This is a genomic window from Actinoplanes sp. G11-F43, assembly GCF_050589265.1.
Classification (GTDB): Bacteria; Actinomycetota; Actinomycetes; order Mycobacteriales; family Micromonosporaceae; genus Actinoplanes.
Genome location: NZ_JBNZCE010000030.1, coordinates 73,638 through 84,900, shown reverse-complemented (window position 1 = coordinate 84,900; position 11,263 = coordinate 73,638). Strand labels below are relative to the sequence as shown.

General features: G+C 73.3%; 9 protein-coding genes. 5 read left to right on the top strand and 4 right to left on the bottom strand.

Annotated features, from left to right (window positions below; all coding sequences use genetic code 11):
• Positions 1–7 precede the first annotated feature (7 nt).
• The 3 genes from ACQ0O7_RS33085 to ACQ0O7_RS33075 all read right to left on the bottom strand — a co-directional run bounded on the left by ACQ0O7_RS33085 (position 8) and on the right by ACQ0O7_RS33075 (position 3,233).
• Positions 8–982 (bottom strand): DUF1702 family protein, encoded by a 975-nt coding sequence (locus ACQ0O7_RS33085; protein WP_430788010.1) that lies wholly within the window; start codon positions 980–982, stop codon positions 8–10.
• 116 nt (positions 983–1,098) lie between these two features.
• Positions 1,099–2,094 carry a DUF1702 family protein gene (locus ACQ0O7_RS33080; RefSeq protein WP_430788082.1) on the bottom strand — a complete coding sequence of 332 codons (996 nt, stop codon included), beginning with the start codon at positions 2,092–2,094 and terminating at the stop codon, positions 1,099–1,101.
• Between the two features lie 68 nt (positions 2,095–2,162).
• On the bottom strand, positions 2,163–3,233 hold the full coding sequence (locus ACQ0O7_RS33075) for a carboxymuconolactone decarboxylase family protein (protein WP_430788008.1): 1,071 nt from the start codon (positions 3,231–3,233) through the stop codon (positions 2,163–2,165).
• A gap of 253 nt (positions 3,234–3,486) precedes the next feature.
• Here ACQ0O7_RS33075 and ACQ0O7_RS33070 point away from each other — a divergent pair, with 253 nt between their 5' ends.
• Genes ACQ0O7_RS33070 through ACQ0O7_RS33050 form a run of 5 tightly spaced genes read left to right on the top strand, consistent with a single transcriptional unit; the run spans position 3,487 to position 9,819 of the window.
• Positions 3,487–4,017: a DUF5987 family protein gene (locus ACQ0O7_RS33070; RefSeq protein ID WP_430788006.1), complete on the top strand. Its 531-nt coding sequence runs from the start codon at positions 3,487–3,489 to the stop codon at positions 4,015–4,017.
• Positions 4,014–5,663 carry a GMC family oxidoreductase N-terminal domain-containing protein gene (locus ACQ0O7_RS33065; RefSeq protein WP_430788004.1) on the top strand — a complete coding sequence of 550 codons (1,650 nt, stop codon included), beginning with the start codon at positions 4,014–4,016 and terminating at the stop codon, positions 5,661–5,663. The genes ACQ0O7_RS33070 and ACQ0O7_RS33065 overlap by 4 nt, the downstream gene beginning before the upstream one ends.
• Before the next feature lie 5 nt (positions 5,664–5,668).
• Positions 5,669–6,721: a carboxymuconolactone decarboxylase family protein gene (locus tag ACQ0O7_RS33060; RefSeq protein ID WP_430788002.1), complete on the top strand. Its 1,053-nt coding sequence runs from the start codon at positions 5,669–5,671 to the stop codon at positions 6,719–6,721.
• 58 nt (positions 6,722–6,779) lie between these two features.
• A complete protein-coding gene (locus ACQ0O7_RS33055; protein ID WP_430788000.1) occupies positions 6,780–8,558 on the top strand; it encodes an amino acid adenylation domain-containing protein in 1,779 nt (592 codons plus the stop codon).
• Positions 8,559–8,580: 22 nt separating this feature from the next.
• Positions 8,581–9,819 (top strand): cytochrome P450 family protein, encoded by a 1,239-nt coding sequence (locus ACQ0O7_RS33050; protein WP_430787998.1) that lies wholly within the window; start codon positions 8,581–8,583, stop codon positions 9,817–9,819.
• 66 nt (positions 9,820–9,885) lie between these two features.
• Here the strand turns inward: ACQ0O7_RS33050 and ACQ0O7_RS33045 are convergent, their stop codons facing one another.
• The gene (locus tag ACQ0O7_RS33045; RefSeq protein ID WP_430787996.1) at positions 9,886–11,223 is read right to left on the bottom strand and encodes an FAD-dependent oxidoreductase; all 1,338 of its coding nucleotides are present in this window, start codon (positions 11,221–11,223) and stop codon (positions 9,886–9,888) included.
• Between the last annotated feature and the right edge of the window lie 40 nt (positions 11,224–11,263).

The following is an 11,263-nucleotide window of genomic DNA, read 5'->3' as shown; positions in this document are numbered from 1 at the left end:
ATCGCTGTCAGCTCCCCACCCGCGACGTGAGACGGCGGGCGACCCGTGTGCGCCAGATCTCGTACGCGGGTGTCTCTCCGGCGTCGTCGGCGGCGGACGGCAGTTCCTCGTCGGTCACCGCGGACGCCTCGGCGGCGGTCATCCCGCACAGCACCCCGGTGGCGAGATCGGTGTGCGGCACGACCAGCCCGGCCCGGACCCGGGCCCCGGCGGCGAAGGCCGAGCCCTGTGCCAGGTCCGGTGCGTAGCGCCCGGCGGATCGCCGCAGCCGCGCCAGGTCCTCCTCGCCGACCGAGCCGGCGTAGGAGGCGGCCAGGCCGGTGCCGCTCCACAGGTCGGCGCGCCGTGGTTCGGCGAATCCGTTGATCCGGCGGGTGACCTCGGTGACGTCCCCGCCGGCGACGAACCACATGGCCCGGCCGATGCCCTGGTCGATGGCCCGGGTCGCGTAGCCGCGCCGGTCGCCGGCCGGCCAGGGGAAGCGGGCGTGGTTCTGCTGTCCGTGCGCGTACCGGCTGGTCCGGAAGTAGGTCTGGTGGAATCCGTAGCCGTCCAGGACCAGCCACTTGAGGACCGGGTCCGGCGCGTGCAGGGTGCTCCATCGGGCGCGGGGCAGCCGGGCCATCGCCCAGCCCACGCCGACGTACGCCATGTAGAGGTGGGGGTCGCCGGGCCCGGCCAGGTAGCGGGCCACCAGCCGGCCACCGAGCGGGTGCAGGGCGTCGCGGATCGCGTACGCCATCGCGGCCCCCTCGAACGCGAAGCCCCGGAACTGGGTGCTGAGGCCGCTGAGTTCCGGCGTGATGTCGGCGTTGCGGGTGGCTCCGGCGGCCGCCGCGTACCCGTCCAGGAAGCTGTCACCGACCTTCTCGAAAAGCTCACGCGCAGATTCTGATTTGACGTGGAAACCGCGCACGTCGACCTTGGTAGCCGACCTGTTCGGAGTGAGAACAGCACGCCGCAGCATTCGCCACGCTTTCATGGAATCCTCCAAACGAATGGCGGTCGAATATTGTCGGAGCCTTACCAGAATGGTCACCTGAAGAGCAGGGTCGGTCATCTTCGGAATTGCTGGGCTGGGGCGTTCGGCGGTCCGGTTCAGGAGGGTGCGGCGGCGGCCGGCTCGAATCGGCCGGCGATGCGGCGGCGCCACAGTTCGTAGGCGGGCATGTCACCGGAGCCCTCGGCGCTGGTGGTGGTGACGTCGTCGGCGAGCGCCGACGCGGACTCCGGCGACATCCCGGTCAGCGCGCCGACCGCGACGGCGGTGTGTGCCGGCTGATGACCGGACAGGTCGCGGGCCTTGGCCGCGAAGACCGCACCCTGGGCCAGCTGGGCCCGGTGCGGGCCGGCCGCCCGGCGCAGCGTCTCGTAGTCGTGGGCGCCGGCGCCGCCGGCGAAGGTCGCGGCCAGGCCGACGCCGGCCCACAGGTCGGCGTGCCGCTCGGTGGCGAAACCGGCGAGCCGGGCGGCCACGTCGGCGGGCCGTCCACCGTGGATGAACCACAGCGCCCGGCCGATGCCGTGGTCGACCGATCGGAGGAAGTAGCCGGGATGCCCGTCGAAGGGGTACGGCTTGGGCCGGCGCTGCCCGCCCACCCACCGCTCGGTGTGGAAGTAGGCCAGGTCGAAGCCGTAGCCGTCGACCGCCAGCCAGCTCATCACCGGGTGGTACGGGACGTCGCGCAGGTCCGGCACCACGTTCTTCCAGAGCGGGCGGGGCAGGCGGGCCATCGCGAAGCCGATGCCGATGTAGGCCAGGAAGATGTGCCGGCGCCCGGGACCGTCGAGCAGGTCACGGGTGCGCCGGCCACGCCCGCCGGCCATCGCGTCCCGGATCGTGCAGGCCATCGTGGCGCCCTCGTAGGCGAAACCACGCATCTCCGGCTCGACCAGAGCCAGGTGCTGTTCCAGCTCGGCGAGCGAGGGCAGTTCGATGCCCCAGGCGAAACCCATCACCACCGATTGCGGGATCTGTTCCAGCCGCCGGGTGGCGGCGGTCGGTGTGAGACCGAAGCCCCGCGCCTGGAACCCGACCTCGCCGAACGACGGCGCCATCAGCATCCGCCTGGCGGTGCCCAGCAGTGCGGTCATGCCCAGCCCCTCCCACAGTTGTCCATGTGTAGTCAAGCCGTCACTGAATGTGCCAGAGGCGGCGGTGATCAGGGTTCTTCAAAGATGCGCAACCCGGCGTGCCGGGCCCCGATCCGGCGGGCCGCCAGGTAGGCGGCCCAGGCGGTGGTCTCGACGAGTTCCCGGTCGCCGGGGTGGTGCTCCCGGTAGCCGGCGATCACTTCGTCGTCGACCTGGTACGAGGCGAGCGCGGTGAGCAGCGCCAGCCGCCCGGCCGCCCGGTCGCCGGCCGGCAGCCCGGCCAGGTCCGGCTCGCACCACCGGCGGCTCAGGCCCATGTCCTCGCCCCGCCATCCGGCCACCCGCCGGGCCACCAGGGCGCGGACCGCGGGCGATACCGAGCGCTCCCCGATCGTGTCGAACAGGGCGTAGGCCCGCCCGGTCGCCGCGGCGACCACCGGGTCCGCCGCGGCCCACCGCGCGTCCGGCGGCAGCGGCGCCACCGGGGCGAACGCCAGCGCCCGGCCCGGCTCGTGCCCGGCCCGCAGGGTGGGCCGGGTCAGCACGCTCACCCCACGCTTGAACCGCCGCCGGGCACCCGGCCCGAGGCGTGGTGGCACCAGCGCCGGGGACAGGAAGACGTTCACCATCCGGCACAGGTAGTGGAAGCCGACCAGCACCCCGATCAGCTCGGCCCGGCACCCGCCACGGGCCGTCCCGGGCCGCCCGGCGCCCGGCCGGTGCGCACCGGCGGCCCAGCCGACCAGAGCCCGCAGGCCCGGGTCGGCGAGTTCGTCCGGCGCCGCGGCCGCGATCGTCTCCGCGGCCTGTTCACCGAGCAGTTCGTAGAGGTTGATGGTGTGCATGTCCACGCAGTACGGGCAGGTGGTGGCGGTGGCGACCGCGGACGCCACCGCCTCCTTCGCCGCCCGGCCGGCCGCCCCGGCGGGCAGCAGCGGCTCACGCAGCAGCAGCCAGTACGCGGTCAGCGCCTCGGGCGACGGTGAGTGCAGCAACGCCGGCGGGATCACCATCCGCATCTCGTCGGCGACCTGCCGGTAGATCCCGTCGACCACCCCGTGCGCGGCGGCCGGATCCACCGGGACGACGTGCCGTACCTGCCGTTGCGCCACTGATGAGATCACCCGGTCCGTGATCACGGCACCTCCCCGAGCCAGCCGATGAGGGCGAGCGTAAAGGCGCCACAAAGTGACGGGCAACACACCGGAAAAGGGAGCGCACGTTTCCGTAGATCACGTCGTTCAAGCATTCGGGAAGATGCGCGCCGAAGGCCCCGGGTAAGAGTATGGACCGGCTCCGGAACCGTCGTTCCGAAGCTTCGTCGATGATCCACGAGTCCGGTAAGAGGTGCCCATGACTGCCCCATCGGAAACGTTCGGAAACGTCGGGACGATGACGCTGGAAGCATTTGCCGACACCATTGTCCCCGGCGAGAAACGGCACGCCGGTGACCGTGCGGTGGCCGGCGCCGACTCCGGAGGCGGCGCGGTGGCCGCGGGGGCGCTGGACCTGCTGCGTGATCCGGCCACCGGTCTGGCACCCACCCTGGATTCCCTGGTGATCACGCTCAACGAGCACGCCGGGCGGTACGCCACGGAGCACGGGCTGGAACCGCCGGACGACGTGCCGCCGTTCGTCGGCCTGTCGTTCCCGGACCGCACCGCCCTGGTGGCGGAACTGACCGCGCCCGAGCACCCGGAGAAGGCGATGTGGGTCGGGCTCGCGCTGTTCAGCAACATGGCGTTCGACACCGGCGCGCACCTGGCCACCGCCGAGGCGTTCCAGCAGGGCCATCCCGGCCTGCTCGCGATCGGCTACGCCCGCCCCGGACCGGACGGGCTGTGGCGCTTCCCGTCCTTCTCCTACGGCCGGCGGCTGGCCGATCCGCATCCGCGCACCACGGCGACGGGGAGCCCGGCATGACCGTGGAGAGCACCGACGTCGTGGTGATCGGCACCGGCTTCGGCGGGTCGATCGCCGCCTACCACCTGGCCACCGGCGGCGCCCGGGTCGTCATGCTGGAGCGAGGCCCCTGGCTGACCGCGGACGAGTTCGACCACGACTTCCAGCTCGGCAAGTCGTACACCCGGGTCTTCGACTTCGTCATCGGGGACGGCATGAGCGTCCTCGGCGGCAACTGTGTCGGCGGCGGCAGCGTCGTCTACTTCGCGACCATGCCCCGGGCGCCCGAGTTCGTCTTCCGCCGCCGGGGATCACTGGACCAGCCGATGTGGCCGGCCGCGATCACCCGGGAGACCCTCGATCCGTGGTACGACCGGGTCAGCCGGGCCCTGCCGATCCGTCAGCAGGAGTGGGACCGGGTGCCGTACGCCGGTGGCCTGTTCGGCGCCGCCTGCCATCATTCCGGCCGCACCGCCAACCCCTCGCCGGCCGCCGTCGACGTCGACCGGTGCACCAACTGCAACTGGATGATGGCCGGCTGCCGGTTCGACGCCAAACGCTCCATGCTGCTCAACTACCTGCCCGGGGCGCTGGAGCACCGGACCGAGATCAGGCCCCTGCACGAGGTGCAGCGGCTGACCCGCAACGCGGACGGCGGCTACCGGGTCCACTACCGCGTCGTCGACGAGACCGACTACCGCGTCCTGCACGACTCCGGCGAGATCGACGCGAAGATCGTGATCCTGGCCGCCGGCACGGCCGCGACCCCGGTGATCCTGCAGCGTTCGGAACCCGACCTGGGGCCGATGCCGCACGCGGTCGGGCGCTACTTCTCCGGCAACGGGGAACGGCTCAACACCGCGGTCTTCGACGAGGACCGGGTCCGCGAGGTGCTGGGGCTGAGCCGGGAGGACGGGCCGGCGTACGCGGCGAACCAGATCGGCCGCGGGCCGACCGTGGCGTGCTGGGACAAGCTCGACGGCGATCTGCCCGAGTTCGAGCGCTACTCCCTGGAGCAGCTGTACTTCCCGCCCGGTCTCGGAACCATCCTCGCCCAGGTTCCGGACGCCACCGGGCCCTCCTGGTTCGGCCGGGAGAAGAAGGAGATGCTCCGGCGCTGGCAGTCGTGGCTGACCGTCTTCACCATGTCCGAGGACGACAACGAGGGTGTGTTCGGCCCGCCGCCGGAGACTGGGAACGCGGTCCGGCTGTCGCAGCAGATGCTCGGCACCGGCCCGCTGAGCTACTCCCCCACCAAGAACACCTGGCGCGGCTGGGAACTGTCCGACGCCGACGTCCGCGACATCCTGGAGAAGGACGGCCTGGCCCGGGTACGGCCGTGGACCAACGACCTGGTCGGCGCCTACACCGTGCACCCGCTGTCGTCCTGCCGGATCGGCGACGACCCGCGGACCAGCGCCCTCGACGACACCCACGAGCTGCGGGGGCACCCGGGCATCTTCGTCACCGACGGCTCCGCGGTGCCCGGCGCGCTGACCGTCAACCCGGCGCTGACCATCGCGGCGCTGGCCGAGCGGGCGATGCCGGGGATCGTCCGGGCGGCCGCGGCCCGGGGCGTCGACGTGACCTACCACGGCACCCTGCCGGAGGGTGTCCGCAGCTCCGCGCGGCCGGTGGTGGCCGGTCCGGCCCCGCGCGAGGGATGACCGCGATGGCGGGTCTGTTCGCCCGGGCCACCCGGGGCATCACCCTGGCTCAGATCCGGCATGTGGCACCGGTCCGGCCGAACGCCGCGACCGGTGCCGTGGCCACCGTCTACGCCCGGATGGAACGGGAGTTCGGCATGCTCGCGCCGCCGGTGGCGCTGCATGCCGCCGACCCGGGCCTGCTGGCCGCGGCCTGGCTGCTGGTCCGTGAGACTCTGCTGACCGACGGGGAGCCGCCGCGGGCCGACCGGGAGGTGGTCGCCGCGGCGGTGTCGCTGGCGAACCGGTGCCCGTACTGCGTGGAGATCCACGGCGCCGCGCTCAGCGGCCTGATCCGGCACCCGGACGCGGCGGCGGTGGCCGCCGGGGACTGGGCCGCCGTCCACGACCCGGGACGGGCCGCGACGGCGCGCTGGGCCACCGGGACCGGGCCGGCGCCCCCGGGCCCCGGGCACGACCGGCGGACCGGCGTGGCGTTCACCTTCCACTACCTGAACCGGATGGTGAACGTCTTCCTGCCGCCGACACCGTTGCCGGCGGTGCCACCGGCCGCCCTCGGCGGCGCCCGGCGGGCGGCCGCCTCGGTGCTCGGCCGGTTCGCGCGGTACCGGCCCGCTCCCGGCACCGATCTGGACCTGCTGCCGGCCGCCACGCTGCCCGCGGACCTGGGCTGGGCCGGCGCCGGGGCGCTCGGCCAGGCGCTGGCCCGGGCCGGCGCGGCGATCGAGCGGGCCGGCGCGCGGGCGCTGCCGGCCGAGGTCCGGGAGCTGGTGCGCGGGCAGGCGCGGGCCCCCGGCCCGGGGCTGACGGCACTCGGCGCCGGCCCGGTGGTCGCGTCGCTGCTGCGCCCGGTCCCGGCCGGGGAGCGGGCGGCGGCCCGGCTGGCGCTGCTGACAGCGGTGGCGTCGTGGCGGGTCGACGACACCGTGGTCGGCGCGGTCCGCGACGAGGGCGTGACCGATCCGGATCTGCTCGCGATCGTGGCGTGGGCGGCGTACACGGCGGCCCGGGTGGCCGTCCGCGAACCGCTGCCGGGCCGACAGCAACCAGAGAGATGACCCGGCCGGGCGGACGGCGGGATGGTGTGAATCAGGCAGAAGACGACGGGAGTACGGCATGCAGCACCCCTCCATTCAGGCTCTCTTCGCCGCCCAGGTGGCCCGGGATCCCGACGCGATCGCGCTCACCGGCCCGGACGGCGTGCTGCGGTACGCCGACCTGGACGGTCGCTCCGACACGCTGGCCCGCAGTCTCGCCGCGCGAGGCGCGGGACCGGGGACACCGGTCGCCATCCTCATGGAGCGTTCCGCCGAACTGGTGGTGGCGGCCCTCGCGGTGCTGAAGACCGGCGCCTACTACGTGCCGCTGCACACCGCCCATCCCCCGGCCCGCCTGCAGCGCGCCGTCGACGGCCTGGACGGCCCGCTGCTGCTGGCCGACGCCACCACCAGCGCGCGCGGGCTGCCCGAACGGTGCCGGGCGGTGCTGGTCGCCGAGGCGATGGCGGAGCCGGCACCGGACGTGACGCTTCCGGAGGCCGGCGGCGGCGATCTCGCGTACGTCATGTTCACCTCGGGCTCCACCGGCGAGCCCAAGGGTGTCGCGGTCAGCCACCGGGACGCCCTCGATCTGATCCTCCAGCCCGCCTGGGACTCCGGCGTCTACGACCGTTCGCTGCTGATCGCCCCGTTCGCCTTCGGCATGTCCACCTTCGAGATCTGGGTGCCGTTGCTGCACGGCCGCCGGATCGTGCTGTTCCCGCCGGGGGAGATCGAGCCGGGGGTGCTGGGTGACGTGATCGCCCGGGAGGAGGTCACCGTGGCGCACCTGACCGCCGGCCTGTTCCGGGTGGTCGCGCAGGAGGCGCCGGCGATCCTGGCGCCGCTGCGGCAGGTGATGACCGGCGGTGACGTGATCTCCGGGGCCGCGGTGGCCCGGGTGCTGGAGACGAACCCGGAGCTGGTGGTCCGGGCGATGTACGGGGCGACCGAGACGGTGCTGTTCACCACCCACGCGGTGCTCACCGCCCCGTGGACGGCGGCCGGTGTGGTCGGGGTGGGCCGGCCGCTGGCCGGCAAGCGGGTGTACCTGCTCGACGACCGGCTGCGGCCGGTCGGCGCCGGGGACCGCGGCCAGGTGTACGTCGCCGGTCAGGGCCTGGCCCGCGGGTATCTGGGCCGCCCGGACCTGACCGCGGAACGGTTCGTGGCCGACCCGTTCGGGCCGCCCGGATCCCGGATGTACCGCACCGGGGACCTGGGCCGGCTGACCGCGGACGGCGACCTGGAGCTGGTCGGCCGGGCCGACGACCAGGTGAAGATCCGTGGGTTCCGGGTGGAGCCGGCCGAGGTGGAGGCGGTGCTGGCCGAGCATCCGGCGGTCGCCGACGTGGCGGTGGTGGCGCGCGGACCGCAGCACGACGACCGGCGGCTGGTGGCCTACCTGGTGCTGAAGCCGGGCGAGGACCCGGCCGGGCCGCGGGAGCACGCGGCCCGGCTGCTCGCCGGCTACATGGTCCCGGAGGCCTTCGTCGAACTGGAACGGTTGCCGCTGACCCCGAACGGCAAGGTCGACCGGGCCGCGCTGCCCGGCCCCGGGTCCGGGCCGGCCCCCGGGACGGCGCCGGCGGTGGTGGACGATCCCACCACCGCGATGGTGTGCGCGGCGTTCGCCGAGGCGCTGGCCAAACCGGCCGTCGGCCCGGACGAGGACTTCTTCGCGCTGGCCGGGCAGTCCCTCCAGGCGATCCGCATCATCATCCGGATCGAGCAGGCGACCGGCATCCGGTTGCCGATCGAGACCCTCTACGACAACTCCACCCCGGCGCTGCTGGCCGGCCGGATCGAGGAACACCGTGCTCAGGAGGCGACGGCCGGTGCCGTCGCCGCGCTCTAGGACGACAACGCCGGGAGGAACCATGCAGAAGGCCAAATGCCCCTTCACCCTCGACACGATGGGCCGTGACCTGCACGGCGAGACCGACATGCTGCGTGCCGAAGGGCCGGCCGTCCAGGTACGCCTGCCGGGCGGCGTGACGGCCTGGTCGCTCAACAGCCACCAGGCGATCCGGCAGGTCCTGAGCGATCCGCGGGTCACCAAGAACGCCCGCAACCACTGGCCGGCCTTCATCGACGGCGAGATCCCGCCGGACTGGGAGATGATCAGCTGGGTGGCGATGGACAACATGGTCACCGCGTACGGCCGGGACCACGTCCGCCTGCGGCGCCTGGTCGGGAAGGCGTTCAGCCCCCGCCGGACCGAGTCGCTGCGCCCGCGGGTGATCGAGCTGACCGACCAGCTGCTCGACGGCATGGCCGCGGCCGGCCCGGGTGCGACGGTCGATCTGCGCGAGCGGTTCGCCTACCCGCTGCCGGCCCGTCTGGTCGCCGACCTGATCGGGATGTCGGAGAAGGCGCGGGCCCGGACCGCCTCGGTGATCGACATGATGGTCGACACCACCGTCACCCCGGAGCAGGCGCAGGGGGTGCTGGCCGGGTGGCGTACGGCGATGGACGAACTGATCGAGGAGAAGCGCCGGAACCCGGCCGAGGACATCACCAGCGACCTGATCGCGGCCCGCGACGAGGACGGCTCGGCGCTCAGCGAGCAGGAGCTGGCCGACACCATCTTCGCGATCCTCGGCGCCGGCTCGGAGACCACCATCAACTTCCTGGACAACGCGGTCACCGCCCTGCTCACCCACCCGGAGCAGCTGGCGGCGGTGCTGTCCGGGGAGCGGTCCTGGGAGGACGTCACCGACGAGGTGCTGCGGACCGAGTCGCCGCTGGCCCACCTGCCGCTGCGGTACGCGGTCGAGGACATCGAGGTGGGCGGCGTCCTGATCCCGAAGGGCGACGCGATCCTGGTCAACTACAGCGCGATCGGCCGTGACCCGGCGCTGCACGGCGCGGACGCGCACGTCTTCGACATCGCCCGGCCGGACAAGGAGCACCTGTCCTTCGGGTACGGGCCGCACTACTGCCTGGGCGCCGGGATCGCCCGGATGATCGCGTCGGTCGGCCTGTCCCGGCTGTTCGCCCGGTTCCCGGATCTGTCGCTGGCGGTGCAGCCGGACGAGCTCCAGCCGCTGCCGACGTTCATCATGAACGGCCACCGCAGCCTGCCGGTCCGGCTCACCCAGGCGGCGATGGCCTGACCGGCCCGCACCACGAACGATCGGCGGTGACCCCGGGTCGGGTCACCGCCGATCGGTGTCGCGGGGTCAGGCCGCGGCCGGGCTGGTCCCGTGCTTGAGCACCCGGTAGATCATGTCGGGCGTCTGCAGCTCGGCCGGGGAGTCGACGAGACCCGCCACCCGCATGAACGTCCGGGTCACCGCGCCGTCGCGGGTCGCCGCGGACTGCATCAGCGCCATGTACGAGTTCATCATCTGCAACTCCGGCGGGCGGGGCCCCTCCACCTCGGGGTAGGCCAGGTCGCCACCGGCGGACACCTGCCAGGGGACGTCGATCAGCGCCGCCAGGTCCTTGAAGTAGACCAGCGGCTCCGGCACCCCCCGGGCCAGGTGGGTGCGCAACGCCAGTGCCTCCAGCGCGGCCACCGTCATGCCCTGGCCGTACACCGGGTTGAAGCTGCACATCGCGTCGCCGTGCACCAGCAGCCGCTCGGGGAACCGCTCCAGCAGCTCGTACCGCCGCCGTACGCTGGCCGGGTATTTGAACGCGACCGGTTCGTCCAGCGGCTCCGCGTCGTGGATCACGTCGTGGACGTCCGGGACCGGCAGCGACCGCGCCCACGCCATGAAGGACTCCCCGTCGGGAGCGGCCGCGTCGCCCAGCACACCGGTCATCGACACGATGCACCGGCCGTCACCGACCCGGGAGAAGAACGCCCCGCGCGGGTGGGAGGGTGACGAGACCGGGTTGATCGACAGGTCGCCGTCGAGCCGGCTCTCGTCGCGCAGCCGGAAGTGCCGGGTGGTGTAGGTCAGGTCGATCCGGACCTTCTCCTCGGCCGGGCGCTCGTAGCCGAGTTCCGCCAGCCACACCGGGGTCCGCGAGCCCCGGCCGGTGGCGTCGACGACCAGGTCGGCCTCGATGACCCGCTCGGTGCCGTCCCCACCGTGCTCGCTGACCCGGACGCCGGTGATCCGCGCCCGGTCCGGGGTCGCGACCAGGCCGGCCACGTCGGTCTCCTCCTCGAACCGGACGTTGGGCAGCGCGGCGACCCGGGCCCGCACCATCCCCTCCAGCACGGGCCGGTCGGCGGAGACGCAGAGCAGCCCGGTGGTGCCCTTGCGCAGCCGCTGCCCGTTGAAGAACCAGCGCAGCTCGCCGAGGTCGCCGGTGGGTACGCCGGCCGCCACCGCGTCCTCGGTGAAGCCGGGGAACAGTTCGTCGAGCACCTGCTGCCCGCGGGCCAGCAGACCGTGCACGTGCCGTCCCTGGGGGACGCCGCGCCGTGCGGTGGTGACACCGACGATCCGGTCCCGGTCGACGACGACCACTTCGGTGTACGCGTCGGACAGCACCCGTGCGGTCAGCAGACCGGCCATGCTGCCACCCAGGACGACGGCACGGCCGCCCGGTTTCTCCTGCATCGCGGTTCCTCCCTCTTCTGGCCCGGCTCAGCGGAGCCCG